This window comes from Acinetobacter sp. FDAARGOS_559, from assembly GCF_003940475.1.
GTDB classification, from domain to species: Bacteria; Pseudomonadota; Gammaproteobacteria; order Pseudomonadales; family Moraxellaceae; genus Acinetobacter; species Acinetobacter baumannii.
Genome location: NZ_RKJG01000005.1, coordinates 571,072 through 595,194, shown reverse-complemented (window position 1 = coordinate 595,194; position 24,123 = coordinate 571,072). Strand labels below are relative to the sequence as shown.

The 24,123-nt window shown below is 38.6% G+C and carries 16 protein-coding genes and 6 pseudogenes; 14 read left to right on the top strand and 8 right to left on the bottom strand.

Features of this window, described 5'->3' with window-relative positions; all coding sequences use genetic code 11:
• The first annotated feature begins 12 nt into the window (after positions 1–12).
• Positions 13–402: a hypothetical protein gene (locus EGS71_RS04355; protein ID WP_025464891.1), complete on the top strand. Its 390-nt coding sequence runs from the start codon at positions 13–15 to the stop codon at positions 400–402.
• A 371-nt stretch (positions 403–773) separates the two neighbouring features.
• Here EGS71_RS04355 and EGS71_RS04350 read toward each other — a convergent pair.
• A pseudogene (locus EGS71_RS04350) lies at positions 774–1,027 on the bottom strand (PepSY domain-containing protein); the annotation flags it as partial.
• A 629-nt stretch (positions 1,028–1,656) separates the two neighbouring features.
• Positions 1,657–2,224, bottom strand: a pseudogene (locus EGS71_RS04345) (TetR/AcrR family transcriptional regulator).
• 371 nt (positions 2,225–2,595) lie between these two features.
• Here EGS71_RS04345 and EGS71_RS04340 point away from each other — a divergent pair.
• The 3 genes and pseudogenes from EGS71_RS04340 (at position 2,596) to EGS71_RS04330 (ending at position 5,501) form a co-directional block, all read left to right on the top strand.
• Positions 2,596–3,400, top strand: a pseudogene (locus tag EGS71_RS04340) (hypothetical protein).
• A 284-nt stretch (positions 3,401–3,684) separates the two neighbouring features.
• Positions 3,685–4,850, top strand: a pseudogene (locus tag EGS71_RS04335) (MFS transporter).
• A 147-nt stretch (positions 4,851–4,997) separates the two neighbouring features.
• Positions 4,998–5,501, top strand: a complete 504-nt coding sequence (locus EGS71_RS04330) for a hypothetical protein (RefSeq protein ID WP_001238660.1) — start codon at positions 4,998–5,000, stop codon at positions 5,499–5,501.
• Between the two features lie 54 nt (positions 5,502–5,555).
• Here the strand turns inward: EGS71_RS04330 and accC are convergent, their stop codons facing one another.
• The 4 genes from accC to EGS71_RS04310 all read right to left on the bottom strand — a co-directional run bounded on the left by accC (position 5,556) and on the right by EGS71_RS04310 (position 9,399).
• A complete protein-coding gene (gene accC / locus EGS71_RS04325; protein ID WP_000939648.1) occupies positions 5,556–6,926 on the bottom strand; it encodes an acetyl-CoA carboxylase biotin carboxylase subunit in 1,371 nt (456 codons plus the stop codon).
• Positions 6,927–6,942: 16 nt separating this feature from the next.
• A complete protein-coding gene (gene accB, locus EGS71_RS04320) occupies positions 6,943–7,362 on the bottom strand; it encodes an acetyl-CoA carboxylase biotin carboxyl carrier protein (RefSeq protein WP_000354611.1) in 420 nt (139 codons plus the stop codon).
• 17 nt (positions 7,363–7,379) lie between these two features.
• A complete protein-coding gene (aroQ, locus tag EGS71_RS04315) occupies positions 7,380–7,835 on the bottom strand; it encodes a type II 3-dehydroquinate dehydratase (protein WP_000099412.1) in 456 nt (151 codons plus the stop codon).
• Positions 7,836–8,070: 235 nt separating this feature from the next.
• Positions 8,071–9,399, bottom strand: a complete 1,329-nt coding sequence (locus EGS71_RS04310; RefSeq protein WP_000652008.1) for a Y-family DNA polymerase — start codon at positions 9,397–9,399, stop codon at positions 8,071–8,073.
• A 216-nt stretch (positions 9,400–9,615) separates the two neighbouring features.
• On the opposite strand from EGS71_RS04310, the pseudogene EGS71_RS04305 reads away from it, so the two are divergent.
• Positions 9,616–9,734: pseudogene (locus tag EGS71_RS04305) on the top strand (hypothetical protein).
• Here EGS71_RS04305 and EGS71_RS04300 read toward each other — a convergent pair.
• Together EGS71_RS04300 and EGS71_RS04295 are read right to left on the bottom strand one after the other, a co-directional pair.
• Positions 9,731–10,741, bottom strand: a complete 1,011-nt coding sequence (locus tag EGS71_RS04300) for an ABC transporter substrate-binding protein (protein WP_000039920.1) — start codon at positions 10,739–10,741, stop codon at positions 9,731–9,733. The pseudogene EGS71_RS04305 and the gene EGS71_RS04300 overlap by 4 nt on opposite strands.
• Entirely contained in the window at positions 10,742–11,332 is a 591-nt protein-coding gene (locus EGS71_RS04295; protein WP_001125253.1) for an ANTAR domain-containing response regulator, read from the bottom strand.
• Between the two features lie 384 nt (positions 11,333–11,716).
• Between EGS71_RS04295 and EGS71_RS04290 the strand changes: the two genes are divergently transcribed.
• The 9 genes and pseudogenes from EGS71_RS04290 to EGS71_RS04250 all read left to right on the top strand — a co-directional run bounded on the left by EGS71_RS04290 (position 11,717) and on the right by EGS71_RS04250 (position 24,120).
• Positions 11,717–12,058, top strand: coding sequence for a hypothetical protein (locus EGS71_RS04290; RefSeq protein ID WP_000114559.1), 342 nt, complete (start codon positions 11,717–11,719; stop codon positions 12,056–12,058).
• An 11-nt stretch (positions 12,059–12,069) separates the two neighbouring features.
• Positions 12,070–14,616, top strand: coding sequence for a nitrite reductase large subunit NirB (nirB, locus tag EGS71_RS04285; RefSeq protein WP_000780182.1), 2,547 nt, complete (start codon positions 12,070–12,072; stop codon positions 14,614–14,616).
• Between the two features lie 12 nt (positions 14,617–14,628).
• Positions 14,629–16,251 (top strand): nitrite reductase small subunit NirD, encoded by a 1,623-nt coding sequence (gene nirD, locus EGS71_RS04280; RefSeq protein ID WP_001028495.1) that lies wholly within the window; start codon positions 14,629–14,631, stop codon positions 16,249–16,251.
• An 18-nt stretch (positions 16,252–16,269) separates the two neighbouring features.
• A complete protein-coding gene (locus tag EGS71_RS04275; RefSeq protein ID WP_001084807.1) occupies positions 16,270–19,050 on the top strand; it encodes a nitrate reductase in 2,781 nt (926 codons plus the stop codon).
• Positions 19,047–19,676 carry a molybdenum cofactor guanylyltransferase gene (gene mobA, locus EGS71_RS04270; protein ID WP_001032653.1) on the top strand — a complete coding sequence of 210 codons (630 nt, stop codon included), beginning with the start codon at positions 19,047–19,049 and terminating at the stop codon, positions 19,674–19,676. Before EGS71_RS04275 ends, mobA begins: the two co-directional genes overlap by 4 nt.
• 150 nt (positions 19,677–19,826) lie before the next feature.
• Positions 19,827–22,106, top strand: a complete 2,280-nt coding sequence (locus EGS71_RS04265) for a molybdopterin-dependent oxidoreductase (protein ID WP_000968521.1) — start codon at positions 19,827–19,829, stop codon at positions 22,104–22,106.
• A 226-nt stretch (positions 22,107–22,332) separates the two neighbouring features.
• Positions 22,333–23,373 (top strand): GTP 3',8-cyclase MoaA, encoded by a 1,041-nt coding sequence (moaA, locus tag EGS71_RS04260; RefSeq protein WP_085941333.1) that lies wholly within the window; start codon positions 22,333–22,335, stop codon positions 23,371–23,373.
• Positions 23,374–23,628 (top strand): annotated as a pseudogene (locus EGS71_RS04255) (MoaD/ThiS family protein).
• A gap of 3 nt (positions 23,629–23,631) precedes the next feature.
• Positions 23,632–24,120, top strand: coding sequence for a molybdenum cofactor biosynthesis protein MoaE (locus EGS71_RS04250; protein ID WP_000657198.1), 489 nt, complete (start codon positions 23,632–23,634; stop codon positions 24,118–24,120).
• Positions 24,121–24,123: the final 3 nt, after the last annotated feature.

The window sequence follows — 24,123 nt, the reverse complement described above, 5'->3', positions numbered from 1 at the left end:
GGAGTAAAAGGCATGGAACCAGTTTCTACAAGCGGTTTTACAGCACTATTAAAATTTTATGGGGTTGCAATTGTGGTGGCTTTAGCGGTCGGCTTGGTTGCAGCAGTTGTATTAATGACACGTATGCCACGTTCACCACAAGAGTGGGCTGTAGGTTTGATCTGTACGGTTGTATCAAGCCTTGCTGGCGGTTCATTCATTATCGTGAAGTGGGGGCTTCATGAATGGGTTACTGATATATGGGGGATGATTGCACTTGGTGGATTCTTCTTTGTGTGTGGTTTACCCGGTTGGGCTTTGGTCCGTTGGATCTTTAACTTCATTGATAAGCAGGAAGGTAAAACGATCGTTGAAGTGATCAAAGAGTTTAAAAAAGCCAGAAAAGACATTGAAAACAGTTAATGCCGCCTTCGGGCGGTTTTGTTTAGAAGTATCAAGTATAAGAGAGAAATTACCTGTTGACACTGCATGTCGCTGACTACTACGAAAAATTATTGACAACCAATATTATGAAACGACCACCTTCGGGTGGTAATTCTTTTTTTACGGGTAGAAAACGGGTATGAAGTGTGAGTCAACTAACAGAAACAATTTTTTAACAAAGTCAACGGAAGTTTTTCCGCCTGATATTAAAAAACGGAAGGGGGTAAAGTGCGTCTATTAATTCTATGGGAAGTAAGAAATGTACTTTATTCCAAAAAGCAAAAACCCCAGTGCGCCAACACTAGGGTTTTGGTTAACAGTTAAGGAGGGTTAACTATTAATGAATATCTGAAAAATAGACCCGGTATTTGCACAGGGCTTGGTGATGGCTGACTCTGTAATTTTGCAGTTGCAGGCATGACTTTTTTGCGCTTCAATCTGCTGGCTTAGAGGGTGTATTCTTATTTAAAGGCTGAACGTATAAACACTTTATAGATGAATTGCTCTAGCTGAGGCGTATTGCATATAGTAAGCCAGTAAATGCGGCAACAAATATAAATGGGGCAATAAAAATACCGGCATAAATATGTATGAGACGGAACAGACTACGCCAAAAGCTAGAATAGGGGACATTTTAAAGAGATATCGAGCAAACTTTGTCGTGAAGTATATCTATTTTAAATTGTATTTGAAATTGCACTTTTCATTGGTTAGCTTGATTGTAGATTTTAAAGTATCATTGTGCTGAATTACTAGCAATGCTGTTGCTTGGTGTTATGAAATATCTCGTAAATTTTGCTCTCTAAATACACAGCTCATATGATCAATACAATATTTAGTATAGATATTTATGAAAAGCACTTTATAGAAAAATTTTTATTGTTAAGTTTGTTTAAATATTATTCTTTAATTTATCTAGAGAAACTAAATAATCTATGATTTATTTCTTAGTAATTATAATTTCGTAATTTATTCTAGTACCAATAGATTTATGAGGTTGGTTTGAGGGAATACAGCTAATGAGTAAGAACTCTTTTAGAGGTATTAAGGGTTTATGTATAAGCTTTTTAATAAAATTTATATTGTTACTAATTCTATTGGTTAATATTTAAGAAAAATTATCTTATTAATTTTATAATATTTAGTGCTTAATAAAATTTTTAAATGAAACTTCTAGACTAAAAACAAAAGTATACACTCTTGTTTTTAGTCTAGTATTTCAATGTTATTAAATTAAATAGCGACTAATTCCTCAATTTTTTCAAGATCGATTATTTTTTAATATAAGACCAAGTTTTTCAGCATTAATTAAATTTTTATCAATTGTTCCATCATTAATAACTCCATCGAGGATATTAAGAAATAGATTGGTTAATGCAGCTGCGTCTTCTACCTGAATTTTAATTAAAATAGAAAAACAAGCTCATAGAGCCATTCTCTATATTCATTAATAGGATTTTTAACGGATGGATAAAGTTGTACTACTTCCATAGTTGCCTTTTAAATAAGCATCCATTAAAGTCTTCTGTGTAAATCAGTCAATATACCAATTAAATAAGCTTCTGAGTTGAACTAAAGGTAGGTCATTGGTATTGATTCTTTCTAATATAGCGGACTGTATATCAGAGTTTCTCTGTAAAGGCATGATTCTATTAGCTTTTCCTTTGAAGGAAAATACTTGTAGAATGTCATCTTTGCAACATTAGATTCAGCATAATTCTGTCCACTCCAATAGAGTTATAGCTTTTTCATTAAAAAGGGCAGTTGCTGTTTTTATAATAGTGTCTCTTTTGACATCGATTTCCCCGTAGTAAATCTTTTGAAATCCGTTTCTTTTTAAGGCTAGTGCTCTGGCAAAAGTCAGTTTAATCATATTGAAAACGCTAATGTAATACAACATGTGAGAGCCTAAAAAAAATAGTATTTTTCGATATTAATTGTTATTTGATTCATTAAAAAAATTCATTAAATTATCCATTGATTTGTAGTAATAATAAACCTAATATCAAATTGTTAGGGATGAGTATACAATTTTATTTAGTAGCAAATGAATGCACGATTAAAATAATGGGGAACTCATAACCTAACTATAAGAATTAATTTGTTATTGAGAATGATTATGTCAAAAAATTTGAAGATTTCGATAATCCAAGACAAAAGGCATTACTGGGGATGAAGAATAGTATTCCTACAGAACAGTGGGAAGAAAATCTAAAATTTCTCAAACAATTAAGAGCGAGAATTGCTGAATTACCAGTATGTAACATCCGGCGATCGAAGTTTTAAATAATGGATTGCTTGATAAATTCACTTTAACAAGAATTCATTTAGAATATCGTCATGCGATTGTTCAGATTTTTACTGATGCCTTATTAATGGCCAGTTCCAGACAAAACAATTGGAGCCTAAACTCCATTCTGGAGCTAAAATGTTTCCACGTGTTTTATTAAGTTTAAATGTACTTGATGAATTTGGTTTTAGACCAGGAACAGACCCGGACAATTATTATCTAGGTAATCCGGAGTATGCACATTATCCTTTATATGAAGATTTATTGAATGATTATGGTTTGAGTGAGAAGGACCGTAGAGAGTATCAACCTTCAAAATTGCAGATCAGGTAAGAAATTTTCTAGAATCATCTTATGATAGTTATATTAAAGTAGTTGCTTTACTTGCAGTGGCGGAAGAAGAAGTGATTCTTTTTAGCCCACCACTTCGTGAAGCGACTAAAGCCATTGGCGTGGATGTTGAAGGTGGCGGCTATTACCATGTTCATGGGGTATCTACTGACGAAACCTCAGAAGCAGCAGATGATGATCATGAAGATGATCTCTGGTTTGCGTTAGCGCAAGCAATAACAAAGAAGATTATGAGAGCTTAACAACGCTTTGTATAGATTATTGTGCTTTATGGAATGAGTTTTGGATGCACAAATTGCTGATATTCACTATTTAGAAGCAAAGAAGTTAGCATAACTTGTATTCATAGTAAGACGAATAATTGATAAAAACTAAAAAGCCTATTCATATATGAATAGGCTTTTTTAATACTTTAAATCCAGCCCATCTATAAACTAATAACCTGAAGTATTTAATTTAATACATTATTTGCATCTGTTGGAAATGATAGAATTACGAAAGTCAGTAAGTTGATATGTATAGAGCTTAAAAACATGCATCCTATAAGTGTGAGCAAATGAATACATTCATATACAGCTATCTAAAATTTTTAACCTATTGAAAGTAAAAAGGTTTACATCTTGTTCCCACCATTTACAATCCAAACCAGATTAGGCGGATTCTACTTCTTTTATTATTCCATTGTTGGCACATTTATGCCGTATTGGAACTTATATCTCCAAGATCAGGGATTTAATTATCAAGAGATAGGTATTTTATCTTCTATTGCTATTGTGACGCGCTTCTTTGCCCCTTTGGTTTGGGGCTGGATCGCCGATAAATCCGGTAAAAGAATGCTATTAGTGCGGATTGCCACATGGATGGAGGCATGTATATGGTTAGCTATTTTTATAATTCCTAATACTTTTCAGTCAGTTGCTTTATTGATGCTTATTTTTAGTTTTTTCCAAAATGCTATTTTAGCTCAATTTGAAGGAGTAACTTTATTTTGGTTAGGAGACCAAAGGGCGAAACTTTATGGCAAGATTCGAAAATGGGGATCAGTTGGGTTTATTGTAGGTGTATTTACAATAGGGGCAATTTTAGAAATCATTCCGATTTCAATGTTGCCTATATTATTGCTTATCATTGCCTCCTTAGCATTTATTTGGGCATTTACGATACGTGAACCAGAAGGGGCCCCAACTTCACAAAAGCATTTAGAACCTTTATTGCCTGTGCTGAAACGTCCTGAAGTTGCTGCTTTTTTCACAATTGAGTTTATTCTTCTTTTTTCACATGCACCTTTTTATAGCTTCTATAGCAATTTTCTGAAATCGTTAAATTTTAGTACAACGGAAATTGGCTTTTTATGGGCTATGGGCGTGGTTTCTGAAATTGTGATGTTTGCATATGCAACTACGTTTTTTAAATATTTTCTTGGCGTAGCCTTGTAGCAGTATGTTTGATTTTGACAAGTATACGCTGGTTATTAGTTGCTATTTTCTCTCACTATTTCATAGGTCAGCTATTTGCACAGTGCCTACACGCCTTTAGTTTTGGCTTATTTCATCTCATCGCAATGCGGCTTATCTTTCAAAACTTTTCAATAGGGCAGCAAGGTCGAGGTCAGGCTTTTTATAGCACCATGTGGGGACTTGGAGTGGCGTTCGGAAGTATTTTGGCTGGTCATTACTGGAAAATTCTTACGGGTGAGCATATTTTTATGATCGCTGCTTTAGTGGTTCTATTTGGTTTGTGCTTTGTCTATTGGTTACCTAAACAAATCGAAAAGTCAGTTTCTTAGATTAAATAGTGATAAAAATTGTTAGGAATACCGAGTTAAAGATAGAAATTGTTTGATGAGAAGTATCGGTTCGTTACGGTTGAAAAATATTGTTTTTATATGGTTATGAAACAATGTTTTTCTAAAAAAATGTGCTAACTTAAACCCATGCGTTTAATGATTAATAAATCTATGAAAAATATTTATATTATGGGATTATTATTGGCTTGTTCTGGTTTTGCTATGGCTGAGACAGCGACTCAACAGCCAACAGCACAACCTGTTCGCACTGCAAGTAATCCTAATGCTATACGTATTGTTACGCGTCCTGAAATTATGGGATTATGGGGAATGGAGATTCCAAATAATAAAAAATGTGTAGAGTATTATAATTTCCGCAGTAGTAACGATGTGGTGATTAAAAGTGGTGAAGAGTGGTCATACGGTATTTATGAATATCAGCCATCTGATGACCCTAAAGAGCAGCTATCGGCTTTAGTAATGCAAATTAAGTTTGATAATAATAAAGTAGATTGTTCTGGTCAGAAGCAAGATCAGACAGGTGATATTTCTCAATATTTCGTGCAATGGAAAAATGACCATACTATTAATTTCTGCTCAACGGCTAAGGGTGAGCAATGTTTCGCAACTTTACGCCGAATGTTGCCATAAACAAGTAGATATAAAAAAGCCTCTTATTTAAGAGGCTTTTTTATATGAAGCATATTATGCAGTTTCAGCTTTCTTTTCTTCTTCCACTTGCTTTAACAAGTGTTTTTCAAGGTAATGGATGTCCATTGCTTGAGAACAGAAGTTTTTATCCTGCAAAATAAGATCTTTATGCAAAGGAATATTGGTTTTAATTCCTGTAAGAATCATTTCATCTAACGCTTGACGCATGCGGGCAAGTGAAGTTTCACGATCTTTACCATGAGCAATCAATTTTGCAATCATTGAATCGTAATATGGCGGAATGCTATATCCAGGATAGATATGAGAATCTAAACGAATACCCGCACCGCCTGGTGCATAGAAACTTTCAATTTTACCTGGTGAAGGTAAGAATGTTGTTGGATCTTCGGCATTGATACGACATTCAATGGCATGACCACGAACTTCAATATCTTCTTGTTGAAGCTCTAAGCCTAAACCAGCTGCAATACGTAATTGCTGCTCAATAATGTCAACACCAGTCACCATTTCAGTTACAGGGTGCTCAACCTGAACACGAGTATTCATTTCAATGAAGAAGAATTCACCATCTTCAAATAAGAATTCAAACGTACCAGCACCACGATATTGCATTAACTGACATGCGTGTACACAGGCTTGTAAAATATCAGCACGTGCTTGTTCCGGTAGATTTGGCGCAGGAGCTTCTTCTAACACTTTTTGGTGACGACGTTGTAATGAACAGTCACGGTCATATAAATGAATCGCGTGGCCATTACCATCACCTAAAACTTGAACTTCGACATGGCGAGGTTTTTGTAAGAAGCGTTCCATGTATACGGTATCATCGCCGAACCACATTTCTGCATCACGTTGAGCCGCTTGAACTGACTCAAGTAGTGTGTCTACACGTTCAACAATACGCATACCACGACCACCACCACCAGCTGCCGCTTTAACAATAAGCGGGAAACCGATTTCTTTCGCTTCAGCTAATGCGTTATGGATAGTTACAGCATGGTCGCAGCCAGGTACCGTAGGTACGCCAGCTTTTTTCATTGCAACAATTGCAGAAACCTTGTTACCCATTAAACGAATATGTTCTGGGCGAGGGCCAATAAATGTGAAACCTGAGCTTTCTACAATTTCAGCAAACTCGGCATTTTCCGAAAGGAAGCCATAACCTGGATGAATTGCATCGGCACCAGTAATTTCTGCAGCAGTAATAATTGCCGGAATGTTTAAATAGCTGTCACTACTTGCACCCGGACCAATACATACTGCTTCATCAACGAAACGTAAATGCATCAAATCTTTATCGGCATCTGAATAGATACCAACAGTTTTGATTCCTAATGTTTTGCAAGCCCGGGTAATTCGTAAAGCGATTTCACCACGGTTTGCAATTAAAACTTTTTGCAACATAGATGTCCCCGGGGTATTACGCGCGATAACGGAATAAAGGTTGACCGAATTGGATCACTTCACCATTTTTCACTAAAATTTCTTCAATCACACCGCTTTGAGTTGCTTCAATCGGGTTCATGATTTTCATTGCTTCAATAATACCCAAAGTCTCACCAGCAGATACTGTTTGACCTACTTTAACAAATGGTGCTTCGCCTGGGCTTGGAGCAGCATAGAACACACCAACCATAGGAGAAGTTTCAACTGCTCCACGTGGTGTTTTTGCAACAGGTGCTTCAGCAACAGGAGCTGCCGGAAGTGCTACACCAGCCGCAGCAACGACAGGATTGCGACGAGTTAAAGCGATCGATTGATCACCTTCTTTAACTTCAATCGCTTGCAAGTCAGACTCAATCATTAAATCGATGAGTTTCTTAATTTTGCGGATATCCATGGGCGACTATTCCTGAACTAGTTTGGGTTAGATGGTTGAATTTTTTCAATAGCGTAATCGAGCGCAAAGCTATAACCTTTTGCGCCTAGACCACAAATCACGCCAATTGCTTTGTCTGATAAATAAGAATGATGTCTGAAAGCTTCACGTGCGTGAACATTTGATAAATGTACTTCAATAAAGGGAATGGCAACGCCAAGTAAGGCATCGCGTAAAGCAACTGAAGTGTGAGTGAGGGCAGCAGGGTTAATAATAATCAGTTTTACGCCTTCTGTTTGTGCCTGATGAATACGGTCAACAATGGCACCTTCCCAGTTGCTTTGAAAAGTATCTAGTGTAATTGAGGCTTGTTCAGCTTGAGCAATAAGTTGTTGGTTGATATTGTCTAGGGTAAGATGACCATATACTTCTGGTTCGCGTTTTCCCAGCAAATTCAAATTCGGTCCATGAATTACCAAAATGGTCGAACTCATTCAGATTGCTCCAGCTCTAAAGTTGCAAATAATCTTTGCAAGATGTCTGCAAAGTTTGCTTATTATGGCATATATTTCTACAAGTTTTTTATAATTTCTTTTAATTGTCGCAGAAAGGGTACACCAAATTCGGCTTATATATTGTAAATTTTGCGACGAATTAGCAATGTTAAAAAATGACAAAATTTCAAGTAATTTAACGGAGCTTATTTTAAACCGAATTGACAAAAACAGTTCATGTATTTTGTGTAACGGGGGTATAAGCATCTTCAATCGTTAACATTTCATTCCAGCGAGTTAGGTAATTTTTTGAGCGATGACATTGTTTCATTTGCCAAGATGGATTACGTGAGTGATATCCAACTTGTAAATAGTGGCTACCAAAGCGCTTACGGACTGTACCTAAAGTTTCCATCAATTGTTGTCTTTGATGAATAAGTTCCAGAGGCTGCCATAAATCATCAATATGTTGCTGACGTGCGTGTAGAGCACAAAATAATACTCCAATTTTTATGTAACTTTTATTTTCTTTATATAAAACATCAATTTGCTGCATAGCTGCTTTAGTAAGTATGCATAAATCATCTGTTGCATAATGAAGACCAATTGCTTGAGATGTGGCTTTTTTATAGGGCGGTTTGTCGGTTTTTTCATAAAGCATAACTTGAACACAGGCACAAAGTTGTTCTTGTTTCATTAAACGGCGATGTGCCCGGTTAAGGTGAAAGATAAGTGCTTGTTTAATAATCTCAATACTGGATAAAGCTTGAGCAAAACTTCGTGATGCTAAAATCCGTTTCGTTGGAATAGCTGGATCATCAAGTTGAATACAGGATTGGCCTTTTAGCTCACGAATAGTGCGTGCCATGACCACAGAAAATGCCTTTGCCATATGGTGTTCATTGGCAAAAGTTAAGTCTAGGCATGTGTACACCTCATAACTTTGTAGCTGTTTGACTAATTGATAGCCGATTCCCCATACCTCTTTGACTGATGTCTGTTGCATGAGGTCTTCCATAATTAATGGATCTAAGGTGATGAAATTACATACTCCTTTAAAACTTTTAATTTTCTTAGCATAGTGATTGGCAAGTTTTGCTTGTGTCTTTGAATATCCAATTCCAATGCAACAAGGTAAGCCTAACCATTTTAGGAGAGTGTTTCTCACTTTGTTGCAGTAGTCAGAGATATCGATAGATTGGAGGTAAGGGGTGAGATGAATAAAGCATTCATCTATAGAGTAGGCTTCTAAATCATCTGGAGAGAAAAACTCACCGAGAACAGCAAAAAAACGGCGGGACATCTCGGCATATAAAGTGTAGTTGCTTGAATAGACTTGAACGCCTGCTTGTAAAGCATCTTTTTCAATTTGGAACCAAGGTACTCCCATTTTTATTCCTAAAAGTTTTGCCTCTTCACTACGTGAGACCACACATCCATCGTTATTAGATAAAACAACTACAGCTTTATCATTGAGTTTAGGGTTGAAAAGACGCTCACAGCTGACATAGCAATTATTAATATCAACCAGTGCATAAACTTCACGGTGTGAGATATCTTTCATTATTTTATCCCCTTACTCATTAACTAAAATCTGCATTTTGAATTTGTAACATAATCAAGTTAACAAAATTACGGGCTGATATCTAGGGGAGTTTCAGCTGTTCGTCGAAATTATAGGTGGGAGATAAAATCTATGAAATGTCAGTTATTGATATGGAAATGTCTGAAAATGATAAGTTTTAACTGGTTATGATCGGAAACATAAGAGCTATATTTAATGGATGAGTTGAGTCTTTTAAATGTAGTAATGCGTATAACGCATTTGTCTTATGGGTCTTTCAAGCTGTCTTTGTTAATAAAGACAGCTTTTTTTATAATACGCTTAAGTTTTTTTAGAGTTTGGCTTGATTGTAGCACTCGAGATTAATGCATTGTGCACTCAGTTCTATGATTTGATCAGGGGCTAATTGAAGTTTTTCCCATTTTTGCATTTGCTGAAATAACCAATGGAAATCTTCAGGTTGGGGAGCCGCATTTTCTTTAACCAAGTACTTTACAATATTTTGAATCATATAATATTTATCGACATGCACTTCTTCAGAACAGTGAAATCGGACAATCCCAAACTCGACCAATAACTTTAAGACAGGTGCAAAATCTTTTAAATTACTCAATTCTTTTTGAGCTTTCATAATTGCCGTTGTAAGGGCAACTAAGGTTTGAGGATGTTGTTCAGCCCATTCTTGAGTTACTGCGAGAACTTTATCTGCCACATTGGGAATAATGTCTTGACTTGAGCAGACGATTTTACTTAAACCTAAAAGTTCACCTTGAGTATTCCAAGGCTCTCCCACACAAAAACCATCAATCACATGGTTATCTAAAGCTTCGACCATATACGGTGGCGGAAGTGCTTTGAGTTTGAGCATTTGAGCTATTCTAGAGTCTGCCAACGCAAGCCATTCTCTTAAACAATAATGATGGATTGAATGTTTAAATACATGGGCTAGAGAAAGAGTATGATCTTGTTCAATGTATTGAATAACTTTTTGGGCGGTAGTTTGTGCATTATCGTTTTCTTGAATAGCCAGTTGATGAATTAATTTTTGGCTTAAGCTGATAAAAGCACGGTTTTTACTTAAAACGAGCGGGGTTTGCAGTGCAATACCAATTTGATCTGCACCCATTGCTGCTGCAGGGAGCATTGCAGATAAACAATGTGCAGCATCTAATAAACCAAAAGCTAAACGGTCGCGTAGACTTGCCCATGATGCTTCTTTGACTAAAGTAACATCTAAATCGACTTCTTCGAAGAAACCTTGCTGCTTTGCCCAAAGTAAAGCGATGCAATCAAGTAAAGGAATATAGCCGAGTTGCAATTGAGTCTTTTCTAATTTGCTCATTTATTCATCCTTTAGTTGATCATTTAGTAATTTTTGAGCATCAAGTAAACGCCGTGCCATTTCTCCAATCGTTATACGGTGACTCATGGCATTTTTTCTGAGTAATTGGAAAGCTGTGTCTTCAGGTAAGCCATGCAGTTGCATGAGTAGCACTTTGGCCTTTTCAACATCTTTACGATCTGCCAGTTTAGTTTGAGCTTCTTTTAAGTCACCTTCGAGCTTTTTATGTTTTTTATATTGCTCAATTGAAATCTCTAAAATGGTATGTAAGCGGGCGGGGTCTATGCCATCTACAATATAAGCCGTTACGCCTGCATCTATAGCTTGTTTGATGGTGTCTTTATCTGAATTTTTAGTGAATAGAACAGTTGGTAGGTCATAGCTACTCACACAACTTTCAATAATGTCACGATGGGGATGATCCATATCGAGCAAGATGACATCGGCTTGTAAATCTTCAAGACGAAAAATATTTAAGTGGTCCAAAGTAAGGCAGGCAACCACTTCAAAGTCATTTTCAAGCAGACTATTTTTTATATAGTCGGCCCGCGCATGATCATCATCGATAAGAGCTATTTTGAGTTTTGGCATAAGTTCAGAAAATCAGGCTAAGAAAATGCGCCAATTCGACGCGTTTTTTGTTATCAATTTTTAAGCAAGATTAGTGCCATCCAAAATTAAACAAAAAACCAGGCATGAGTGGTCCTTTACTATGCTAAAGCATTGTTTTGATCAATATTGGTGCAAAAAAGCGATTCATTTTGTGGCAAGACTTATTTTTGTTTAAACCATATAGACGAGCAGCAATAGTGCAGGGGAAATTAAATATTCTTTTTGGATAAAAATGGGTTTTATTTTAAGTAATTGAAAATAAAAATAAAAAATTATTAATATTAATTTTAAAAAGAATTGGCATGCAAAATGCTTAGTTAATTACAGGTCGAAGACGACCATAAGTTTTAAAGACGGCCAACGATGTCCGTTCTGATCGAATTTGTGAGTGCAACTGTACACACAGAAAATTTACGTTCAGTCGGAGTGAAGGTTATGTCTTTATTTTTATTGCATAAAAAAGTTACATCTGAATTAACTAATTTTTCAGTTTCAGCGATGCGAGCCTTCCGTATGAGGGGGCTCGCTTTTTTTATTTGTTTTTATGACTTTGCTATGCATTGGGTGTCGTCAACGAGTGGAAAAAATGGGTTCCAAGCAGCTATACGCTTTGTGATGTTGATACGTTTCTCGGTAGAGCACAAGGCAAAACAACAATGTCTATTTGAGAACGCAAGAACGCAGCTTAAAAGCAACGTGATTTGAGGAGAAACACTATGAAATTGGTAATGATTGGTCATGGTATGGTGGGCCACAAATTCATCGAAGCCATTTTAGAAAAAGCAGATGATGAATTGGAAATCACGATTCTTGCAGAAGAACCTCGTATCGCATATGACCGCGTGCATTTGACTGAATACTTCTCAGGGAAATCGGCAAAAGATTTATCTTTAGCACGTTTTGATTTTGCCGATGCGTATGGCATTGACCTGCGTTTAAATACTAAAGCAGTGGCGATTGATACGACTGCACAAACCGTAACAACCAATCATGGTGATGTGATTAGCTATGACAAGTTGGTGCTGGCGACTGGTTCATATGCATTTGTTCCGCCAATTCCGGGTAATGATCGCGAGAACTGCTTTGTTTACCGTACCATTGAAGATCTAGATGCCATTCGTGCAGCAAGTTTAAAGGCTAAAACAGGCGTAGTAATTGGCGGTGGTTTACTTGGGCTTGAGGCAGCCAAAGCATTACGTGATTTAGATTTAGAAACACACGTTGTTGAGTTTGCACCACGTTTGATGGCAGTTCAAATTGATGATTTAGGGGGCAAGGTTTTACGCCGTAAAATTGAAGATTTAGGTGTAAAAGTCCATACACAAAAAGCGACTCAGTCTATTGAGTCTGGTGTAAATACCACTCATGTGATGAAGTTCGCCGACGGTAGTGAACTCGAAACTGATGTGATTTTATTCTCTGCGGGGATCCGCCCACGGGATGAATTAGCGCGTAATAGCGGACTTGCGATTGGTGAGCGTGGCGGTATTGTGATTAATGATTATTGCCAAACATCGGATCAAAACATTTATGCCATTGGTGAATGTGCGCTTTGGCAAAATAAAATTTATGGCTTAGTTGCACCGGGCTATGACATGGCGCGTATTGCAGCAAAACACATTTTAGATGAAGAGTGTCATTGCTTCGCTGGCGCAGACATGAGCACCAAGTTGAAGTTGATGGGCGTTGATGTTGCTTCTGTTGGTGACGCACATGCTATGACCCCAGGTGCATTAAGCTATTTCTATGCAGATGAACATGCACTGGTTTATAAAAAGATTGTTGTAAATGCCGACAAAACCAAATTGCTTGGCGCGGTTTTAGTGGGTGATGCCAAAGAATACAACGACCTTTTACAAATGATGCTTAATGGTCTGGCTTTACCGGAAGTGCCTGAAAGTTTAATCATGCCGGGTTTTGAGCAATCAGCAGCAAAATCTGGTGGTAGCGGAGTCGATTTGCTGCCAGACAGTGCGACTATTTGTTCATGTAACAACGTATCAAAAGCGGACATCTGCCAAGCAATTAGTGATGGTTCGACCTCTTTAGGTGCATTAAAGAAATGCACCAAAGCAGCAACAGCATGTGGTGGTTGTGCACCATTAGTGACTCAAGTATTGAAGTCAGAGTTACAACGTCAAGGTGTGACTGTTAATAATCACATTTGCGAACACTTTCCGTACTCGCGTCAAGAGTTGTATCACTTGGTTCGTGTCAATGAAATCAAGACATTTGATGATTTAATTCATCAACATGGTCATGGTTTAGGTTGTGATATTTGTAAACCGGCGGCAGCAAATATTTTGGCATCTTGCTGGAATGATTTCGTACTTAAGCCAAGTCATGCAGGTCTGCAAGACAGTAACGACTACTACCTAGGTAACATTCAAAAAGATGGCTCTTACTCAATTGTACCGCGTATGGCAGGCGGGGAAGTCACTCCGGATGGCTTAATTGCGATTGGTCAAATTGCGAAGAAATATAACTTGTACACCAAAATTACTGGTGGTCAACGTGTTGATATGTTTGGTGCGCAAGTTCATGAGCTTCCATTTATTTGGGAAGAGTTAAATGCTGCGGGCTTCGAGTCTGGTCATGCCTATGGTAAGTCGTTACGTACAGTGAAATCTTGTGTGGGTAGCACTTGGTGCCGTTACGGGGTAGATAACTCGGTTGGTTTGGCGATTGAACTTGAAAACCGCTACAAAGGTTTGCGTTCACCACATAAATTGAAAATGGCAGTGTCTGGCTGTACACGTGAGTGTGCAGAGGCACAAGGTAAAGATGTAGGCGTGATTGCCACTGAAAAGGGTTGGAACCTTTATGTATGTGGTAACGGTGGTATGAAACCGCGTCATGCAGAATTACTTGCATCTGACCTCGATAAAGAAACACTTATTCGTTATATCGACCGTTTCTTTATGTTCTACATTCAAACGGCAGACCGTTTACAACGTACCAGTGTATGGCGTGACAACATGGAAGGCGGTCTAGACTACCTTAAATCTGTGATCGTTGATGACTCTCTTGGTTTAGCTGCCGAGCTTGAGCGCCGTATGGAACACATTATTGGTACATATCAAGATGAATGGCGTACAGCTGTCGAAAACCCTGAGGTGCGTAAACGCTTCCAAACGTATATCAACGCAGGAGCAAATGAACAGGCCGATCCACACATTCAATTTACAACTGAACGTGGTCAAATCCGTCCATTAACCGAAGCTGAACGTTCAGAAGACCGTATTCCAATGGTTGAAGCATAAAGGAGAGTTTCTATGAATATTGTACAAGACAAAAATATGCTTCCTGATGATCAATGGATTGACGTTTGTGCACTCGATGATTTAACCCCAAACACGGGTGCGGGAGCGCTAGTGGGCGGCCAAGCGGTTGCAATCTTCCGTGTGGGGCATGAAAAACGTGTTTATGTACTGAGCAATAAAGATCCGTTTAGCCAAGCGAATGTGATGAGCCGCGGGATTATTGGTGATTTACAAGGCGAACGAGTCGTTGCATCACCAATTTATAAACAACATTTCAGTTTAGCTACGGGCCGTTGTTTAGAAGATAAAGACCAAAAATTGGCGGTTTATCCGAGCAAAATTGTTGATGGTCGTGTTTGGGTCAATGCGGTGCCGCAAAAAACTTATATTACCAATACAGGTGTATCACAAGACAAACTTAGACTGGTGCTGATCGGGAATGGTTTGGCAGGGATGCGTTGTCTGGAAGATTTGCTTGATATGGCACCAGACCGTTATGAAGTTACGGTGATTGGTGAAGAACCATGGGGTAACTATAACCGTATTATGTTGTCTCCGGTTTTATCGGGTGAGAAAACCATTGAAGACATTATGTTGCATCCACCGAAGTGGTACGACGATAAAGGCATTAAATTTATTGCTGGTGATAAAGCCGTAAAAATTGATCGTCCGCGTAAAGTGGTTTACACCGAAAAAGGCCAGACAGTTGATTATGACCGTTTGATTCTGGCAACAGGCTCGGCACCATTTATTCCACCAGTTCAAGGTGTTGACCTAAAAGGGGTGTTAACTTTCCGTGATATTTATGACGTTAACACCATGATTGAATACTGTGGTTCAAAAACTAATGCAGTCGTGATTGGTGGCGGTTTGCTGGGTTTAGAAGCTGCCTATGGATTAAAGCAACGTGGTATGAATGTGACTGTGCTGCATTTAATGGACCGTATTATGGAACGCCAACTTGATGGGCGTGCGAGTCAATTACTTCGTCATAGCATTGAGCAAAAAGGCATTCAAATCATTACCGAAGCTAATACCGAAGCGTTAATCGGTGATGAAAACGGTCATGTCAAACAAATCCGTTTGAAAGATGGCACAGTGTTAGATGCTGACCTTGTGGTGTTTGCTGTAGGTATCCGTCCGAATATTGCTTTGGCGCAAAGTGCTGGTCTACGTTGCAATCGAGGGGTGTTGGTGAATGACACCATGCAAACGTTTGATCCAAGTATTTATGCGGTGGGTGAGTGTATCGAACATCGTGGACAGACCTTTGGTTTAGTTGAGCCACTATGGGGGCAAGCTTTTATTTGCGCGACCCATTTAGCAGAACACGGCAGCTTAACTTTTAAAGCGCCAACCGTACCGACTCAGTTAAAGGTGAGTGGAGTCGATGTATTCTCTGCGGGCAATTTTGAACCGAAAAATGATTATGAAGACATTATTCTGAACGATGAAAAACGCCAGATTTATAAGCGTATTATCATTCAAAGCGATCGAGTAATCGGTGCAGTACTGTTCGGTGATACTGAAGATGGCATGTGGTATGCAGAGTTAATTGCAGATCAAACTCCTGTTTCTTCATTTAGAAATAAGCTGCTATTTGGTCGAGATTTTGCATTAAAAAATGCAGGCTAAATAGGGAAAGGAGCAGTTATGAATAGTATTCCAAGCGTTGAAATCGATAGCTCCGACCATGTTGCAAAAACAACTAAAACAACATGTCCATATTGCGGTGTAGGTTGTGGTGTTAGTGTAAACGTTCAACAAAAACCTCAAGGACCTGTGGTGCAAGTTGAGGGGGATGCTGAGCATCCTTCCAACTTTGGGCGCTTATGCATTAAAGGTAGCCGACTTGCGGATACTTTGGGGTTAGAAACACGTCTACTTCAACCGATGTTTGGTCGTAAGCCACTTCGGACTGTAACCACATGGGATGCAGCAATCAATAAAATTGCCGATAAATTCCAGTCTTGTATCGATCAATATGGTCGTGACAGCATTGCATTTTATGTTTCAGGTCAGCTTTTGACTGAAGACTATTATGTGGTGAACAAGTTTGTAAAAGGCTATTTGGGCACTGCAAATATCGATACCAACTCACGCCTTTGCATGTCATCTGCAGTGGCAGGTCACAAACGTAGTTTCGGTGAAGATATTGTGCCTGCAAGTTATGAAGATTTTGAACATGCAGATATGGTGGTTTTGGTTGGTTCCAATACCGCATGGTGCCATCCTGTGCTGTATCAGCGGATTATGCAGGCTAAAAGCCACAATCCAGATATGTTTGTTGTGGTGATTGACCCACGTTTTACCAGTACTTGTGAGCAAGCGGATTTACATTTACCGATTTTACCGGGCCAAGATGTCGCATTGTTTAACGGACTATTCCAATATCTATATCAAAATGGTCATGCCGATCAGGCCTTTGTGGATGCCTATACTGAAGGTTTGCAAGAGGTTTTGGTAAGTAGTCAGCAAGAAACGGATATTGCCTATGTTGCCAAACGCAGTGGTATTTCTTTAGACAAATTACAGCAGTTCTTTGAGAAATTTGCGCAGACTGAAAAGGTAATCACGCTATTTTCAATGGGTGTGAATCAATCAAGTCAGGGTGTGAATAAAGCCAACAGCATTATTAATTGCCACTTACTAACAGGTAAAATTGGAAAACTCGGTGCTGCACCATTTTCAATGACAGGCCAGCCCAATGCTATGGGTGGTCGAGAAGTGGGTGGCTTAGCCAACATGCTAGCGGCACACATGGACTTAGATAGCCCTTTACATCAAAAAGTAGTGCAAACCTTTTGGGACAGCCCATTTATTGCAACTCAAGCTGGCTTAAAAGCTGTTGATTTGTTCCGTGCTGTTGAAGCTGGAAAAATTAAAGCCATCTGGATTATGGCAACCAATCCGGTGGTAAGTTTACCAGATGCCGATCAGGTGAAACGTGCTTTAGAGAAATGCGAATTGGTTGTGGTGTCAGATATCTGTGCCGATACCGATACTACGGCTTACGCCGATGTGTTACTTCCAGCTTTAGGTTGGGGTGAAAAGGACGGTACAGTAACCAACTCCGAACGCCGTATTTCACGTCAACGTGCTTTTTTACCTGCGCCGGGTGAAGCAAAAGCGGATTGGTGGTCAGTGAGCCAAGTTGCGAAAAAATTAGGCTTTAAAGGTTTTGACTTTAATAGTGCTGTTGATATTTTTAATGAACATGCGGCTTTGTCAGCACAAGATAATGCTGACATCAATACACGTGAGCAAACTGATACGTTCCGTTATTTCAACTTAAAAGGTTTAATGAACCTAAGTACTGCTGAGTACGACGCTCTACAACCAGTGCAATGGCCAGTATGGGATAAAAACCAAGACGCTAAAGCTGTTCAACAACTGTTTGGCAAGGGCCAGTTTAGTCACAAAAATGCTAAGGCAAAATTGATTGCTACTGTTGCAATTAATCCGGTACATGCAATTTCAGAAGATTATCCGCTCATTTTGAACACGGGGCGTATTCGTGATCAATGGCATACCATGACCCGTACTGGTTTGTCGCCAAATTTAACCAGTCATCGTGCTGAACCATTCTGTGAGATTCATCCGAGTGATGCATTGAAGTTTGGTGTGCGTGATCAAGGCTTGGTAGAAGTTCGTTCGAAATGGGGCAGTTGTGTACTACGCGTGACATTCTCATCAGGTGTCCGTCGTGGGCAAATTTTTGCACCGATTCACTGGACTGAACAGGTCGCATCCGACGCCCGTATTGGTAAAGTCGTGAATCCGGAAGTTGATGCAATTTCAGGTGAGCCCGAGTTCAAACATACGCCTGTAACTATTCAGCCGTTCTATACCACTTGGCAAGGTGTGCTCTATATTCGTGAAGGATACGATTCGCATATTCAAGAATCGCTACAGCACTGTGCATGGTGGACTAAAGTCAAAATGGTGAAAACCAATCGCTATGAACTTGCAGACCGCCAAACTTTTCATGATACTCAAAAGAATCTGAAAAGCTTTTTGCCATTTGCCGATGAAACCTTTGAATGGTTAAGCATAGAAGATATTTCTTCACAGCTGAGCCATAGTATTATTTTGAAAGATGGCATTGTAATTGCAAGTCTATATATTGCACCGCCAGATTTATTGCCAGACCGTGACTGGGTAGCAAGTCTGTTTAAACGAGAACGTTTGAGCGCCTTGCACCGTAAAGCTTTACTAGCAGGTATGCCAATGTCGGCTACCAATAATGATGGGCCTTTGGTGTGTAGTTGTTTTAAAGTAGGTAAGAATAAAATTATCGAAGCAATAAAAACACAAAACATTACCCATGAAAAACAGGTCACTGCTTGTTTAAAAGCTGGTGGCAATTGTGGATCATGTTTACCTGAAATCCGTGGCTTAATTAAAGCTTGCCAGCAAGAGGTAGAAGTGTGAATAAGGGATATCCTATAACTGATCTGGTCATTCTGGCGGGTGGACAAGCCCGCCGTATGAATGGTTTAAATAAGCTGTTGCAGCAATTCGATGGCGATACGCAACTTCTTAAGATTCACCAAAAGCTAAAATCTTCAGTATCTGAAATTTGGGTGAATAGTCATCGAGACTATTCAATCTATCAAAGTATTGTGCCCGATATTAAATGTTTTCAAGATGATGCTTCCGGTTTTTTTGGTCCGCTTATGGGGATGAAAAGTGCATGGTCACATGTAAAGGCAGATTATGTTTTGTTTATTCCTTGTGATGTGACCTACATACCTACACAAGTCGTTGCGAAATTACACAGCGCTCTTCGGAAAAATAAACAGGCTCAGGCAGCTTACGTTTCAATTAACGGAGATGCTTTATACCCATTTTGTTTGTTAAAACGTGAAAGTTTAGAGGTTCTAGAGCAGCAAATTGATAAGCAACAATTGAGTTTAAAAAATTGCTTTAAACTTTTACATGCACAAGTAGCCATTTTTCAAAAGCAGAACTTATTTTTCCATAGCATTAATTCTTTAGATGAGCTTCAACAATACAAACAAATTAAAGCATTTAAAGAGATTTTTTCGACAAATTAGAACTTCAATCATATCGATTTAAAATTTACATTGATAATCTGAAATCATTTTTTAAATTTTGAGTTATTGACTGTTTAGAATTTAAGTTCTATTTTGGAACTTGTTATTTTCATTCTAGCCAGATGTATAAAAATAAACGGAGCCAGAAAAATGATGGACGCAGCTGCAGCTCAGCAAAGTAAAACAGATGTGACCGCATGTATTTTATGTTCAAGAAACTGCGGTTTGAGCGTAGAAATTAAAGATAACCAATTTGTCAAAATTAAAGGTAATCCTGAGCATCCATTTTCTCAAGGTTACATTTGCCAAAAAGCCGCAAGATTACAGCATTACCAGAAACATGCAGACCGTTTGACCGCACCTTTAAAACGCCAGCCAGATGGCTCATTTCAAGAAATTAGTTGGGATGTAGCGATACAAGAAATTGCCGATCAATTGGTTCAGATTAGAGATAAATTTGGCGGTACTGCTTTTGCTTCAGTTGGGGGCGGTGGTCAGGGTAACCACCTCGGCGCAGCTTATGGCCGACAACTTTTATTGGCTATGAAAAGTTATTATGCATATAACTCACTTGCCCAAGAAAAAACAGGTGATTTCTGGCTCAATGGACGTTTATTCGGTAGTCAGGCCTGCCATACTACAGAAGATGTTGAATACGCAGATTACGTACTTTTTATTGGAACGAACCCGTTTCAGGCACATGGTATTCCCAACGCACGAGACACGCTAAAACATATTAAGAAAGATTCGAACCGAACCATGGTGGTGTTCGACCCGCGTGTTACTGAAACGGCAAAACAAGCAGACATTCACGTGCAGCTAAAACCGGGAACAGATGCTTTTTTAATGTCGGCCATGATTGCAATCATTATTAAAGAAAAGCTTTATGATGCAGCGTTTATTGAGCAGCATACACACGGGTTTGAAGAAGTAAAAGCTGCATTTAACCATGTCCCGATTGAAGACTATATTGCTAAAGCTGATGTACCTGTCGATTTGATTTATCAGGTTGTTCGAGATTTTTCAAAGGCAAAAAGAGGCTGTGTACGTATCGATTTAGGTATTCAACATACTTTGAATACGACATTAAATGGTTATTTAGAAAAGCTTTTATACTTGCTGACAGGGAATTTTGGAAAACAGGGTACCAATAATTTGCATACCATGTTTATTCCAATTTTGACCGATACGGACGAAAGAAAACCAAAATATCGACGTAGCGTTTATCATAAAATGTTCCCGATCTCTGGGTTTTTTCCACCTAATATTTTACCCGATGAAATCCTAAAAGCAGGGGAAAAGCGAATTCGTGCTGTGTTTGTAGATAGTTGTAATCCACTATTAACTTACCCTGACACACCTGCCTTTGAGGAAGCCTTTAAAGCATTAGATTTGTTGGTTGTGGTCGATGTTGCCATGACGGAAACCGCGAGACTAGCGGACTATATTTTGCCTGCTCATACTCAGTTTGAAAAATGGGAATTTACCGGTTTTAACTTGGAATTTCCTAAGAATGGTTTTCACCTGCGTCATCCCGTATTGGCTGCTCAAGCAAACACTTTACCGGAAGCCGAAATTTATACTCGATTACTGGAAGCTATGTATGCCATTCCGAAGAATTTTCCAATTCTAGAAAAAATAGCTGCGGTCGACTCGAGAAAAACAGCCTATTTACCCTACTTGTCGGCGCTAGGACTTACCTTAGCACGACATAAAAAATATATTCCTTTTGCTGCCTCTATTATTTATCGAACTCTTGGTAAACGACTTGGCAATTCTGCAGATTCAGTTGCTTTTTTATTGCCGCTATCTATTCAATATGCTGTTTTACATACCAAAGCAGTACGCCGTGCAGGTTATAAAGGTAATCCGTTAACACAAGGTGTCAAACTATTTGAGCAGATATTAAAGCAACGTTCAGGTATGGTTTTATCGCAACATGAATATGACGAAGTCTGGAAACTGGTAGCTTATAAAGATAAGAAAATACGTCTTGCAATTCCCGAGATGTTAAGTGAACTCGCAAGCTTGAAAAGCCATAACGTTAATGTTGAAGAGTTTCCTTTCATCCTTTTGTCAGGTGAACGCCGTAGTTACAATGCCAACCAAATTTACCGTGACCCTGCTTGGCGAAAAGTAGATGCAGAAGGTGCACTGCGTATTCATCCTGAAGATGCAAGACACTTAAATGTAGATGCAGGAGGGCAGCTTAAATGTATCTCAGCGCATGGAGAAATTCAGGTAGCTATTGAGTTGGATGATGGGATGAGAAGAGGTGTCGTATCACTTCCACACGGCTATGGTATGCGATTTCAAAATGGAGAACCGATTGGACCACAATTAAACTTACTTATTTCTGCTGAACATTGTGATCCATTGTCGAAAACGCCGTACCATAAATATGTACCCATCCGTTTAGAAAAGTGTTAGAAATAGAATCAAGTAAAACATAGATTTTACCGCGCTAACTCGAGATTTATTTTTAAATTATTCTTGAGAAGGCGCGGTGAAAAACCGATAAAAATTTAAATGTTATGGAAGATAAGTAGAGCTGGAACAAATTTTGCATAAAAAGCAAAGCACTATTTAGGCGCAATTTTTTCTATTTGATTGTTCATAATCGGTGCTCGCAATATTTGAACTGTTCTCGATATGAGTGCAAATGATGAAACAATATCACTCTGAAACTGCGCCAAGCCTTCTGCAAGATCAATATGGGCGTATCAAGCGTAAGTTACGAATTTCTGTAACTGATCGCTGTAATTTTAAGTGTGTATATTGCATGCCTGAGCATCCAGAATGGTTAAATAAACAAGACTTGCTTAGTTTTGAAGCGCTCTTTCAATTTTGTCATTTTATGGTGCAGCAAGGTATCGAAAGTATTCGCATTACGGGTGGTGAACCATTAATGCGTCAAGGTATTGTTCATTTCATTCGAGATCTACAGTCTTTAAAAAGTTTAGGTTTAAAACGTATATCGATGACTACCAATGGTCATTACCTTGCTAAACATGCCAAGCAGTTAAAAGACGCTGGATTAGATGATTTAAACATTAGTTTAGATAGTTTAGATCCTGTTCAGTTTAAAGAGTTGACCAAGAAAAAATTGGAGCCTGTTTTAGAGGGGATACAAGCTGCAAAAGAAGTAGGATTACCTTTTAAAATTAACTGCGTGTTAATGAAAGATAGAAATGATGATCAAATCTTACCTATGGTGAAATGGTCAATTGCTCATCATATTCCTTTGCGTTTTATCGAGTTTATGCCGCTTGATGGTGATGCACTTTGGTCAAATAAAGATGTGGTAAGTGAGGCTGAAATTTTACAGGTATTGCAACCGTATTATTCGGTACAAGTCATCGAGCAGCAACATGAGCCAGCGCGTCAATATCTAATTAACGGTAGCTATCATTTAGGAATTATTTCCACAATTACGCATTCATTTTGCCACCAATGTGACCGTATACGGCTTACCGCAAAAGGCGAACTATATAACTGTTTATTTGCGCCGCAAGGCTTAAATATTAAGCCTCAGCTTCAAACGCTGGTAAGCAAACAACATACTCCGGAATATGGTGTGTATATCCAAAATTTAAAGAATCTGGTTCATCCTTATATCTGGCATAAAGCCAAAGGTTTCCATGCCTTACAACATCAACAAACCCGTAAAATCAGCATGCATATGCTTGGGGGATAAATGCAACAATCTATCCAAATTAAAGTCGAAGCATTTGGTGCAATTGAAAAATTGCTTCCTGAAAATCTTTTGCTAGTTTGTCCTAGCCATAGTCTGGTTAAAGATGTATTAGATGAAATTGTTTTATTGCATCCGGAATCTACAAAAGCCATGGAAAAATGAGCATGTGCGATTGGTGATAATGTCATAACCAGACAAACTGTCTTAAGTGAGCCATGTACTTTGGTTTTATTATCACCAGTTGCCGGAGGATGAGTCATGAAAGAGTTCGCAAGAATACAAGAGCAGGCTTTAAGCTTGGATACTTTTGATCCGATTCAGTCTTTTCCTGAATGTGGCGGTATCGATATTTTTATGGGTACGGTTCGTAATCACCACGAAGGTAAAGCGGTAAAGGCGCTGAAATATACATCGTATAAACCGCTTGCAGAAAAAATGATACATGAAATTGAACTAGAAATTGAGAAAAAGTATCAGGTATCTTATGTGCGAGTGGTTCATCGGATTGGATATTTAGATGTGGGCGAAACAGCAATCATTGCAATTGCTTATGCAGCCCATCGCCGTGAAGCTTTTCAGGCATGTGAGGAAGCGGTCGAACGGGTAAAGCATGAAGTACCTGTCTTTAAAGAAGAGTTTTTTACAGATGGCACAAGTCATTATGTAGAGGGCTGTTGTATTCGTAAGGATGCACCGCACGAGCACAAACATCACCATCATCATGCCGGCCATGAGCACTCACACTGAAAT

Coding starts and splice junctions, on each gene's coding strand:
- EGS71_RS04355 (WP_025464891.1), top strand. CDS start 13: ATGGAACCAGTTTCTACAAGCGGTTTTACAGCACTATTAAAATTTTAT.
- EGS71_RS04330 (WP_001238660.1), top strand. CDS start 4,998: ATGCGTTTAATGATTAATAAATCTATGAAAAATATTTATATTATGGGA.
- accC (WP_000939648.1), bottom strand. CDS start 6,926: ATGTTGCAAAAAGTTTTAATTGCAAACCGTGGTGAAATCGCTTTACGA.
- accB (WP_000354611.1), bottom strand. CDS start 7,362: ATGGATATCCGCAAAATTAAGAAACTCATCGATTTAATGATTGAGTCT.
- aroQ (WP_000099412.1), bottom strand. CDS start 7,835: ATGAGTTCGACCATTTTGGTAATTCATGGACCGAATTTGAATTTGCTG.
- EGS71_RS04310 (WP_000652008.1), bottom strand. CDS start 9,399: ATGAAAGATATCTCACACCGTGAAGTTTATGCACTGGTTGATATTAAT.
- EGS71_RS04300 (WP_000039920.1), bottom strand. CDS start 10,741: ATGAGCAAATTAGAAAAGACTCAATTGCAACTCGGCTATATTCCTTTA.
- EGS71_RS04295 (WP_001125253.1), bottom strand. CDS start 11,332: ATGCCAAAACTCAAAATAGCTCTTATCGATGATGATCATGCGCGGGCC.
- EGS71_RS04290 (WP_000114559.1), top strand. CDS start 11,717: ATGTCCGTTCTGATCGAATTTGTGAGTGCAACTGTACACACAGAAAAT.
- nirB (WP_000780182.1), top strand. CDS start 12,070: ATGAAATTGGTAATGATTGGTCATGGTATGGTGGGCCACAAATTCATC.
- nirD (WP_001028495.1), top strand. CDS start 14,629: ATGAATATTGTACAAGACAAAAATATGCTTCCTGATGATCAATGGATT.
- EGS71_RS04275 (WP_001084807.1), top strand. CDS start 16,270: ATGAATAGTATTCCAAGCGTTGAAATCGATAGCTCCGACCATGTTGCA.
- EGS71_RS04265 (WP_000968521.1), top strand. CDS start 19,827: ATGATGGACGCAGCTGCAGCTCAGCAAAGTAAAACAGATGTGACCGCA.
- EGS71_RS04250 (WP_000657198.1), top strand. CDS start 23,632: ATGAAAGAGTTCGCAAGAATACAAGAGCAGGCTTTAAGCTTGGATACT.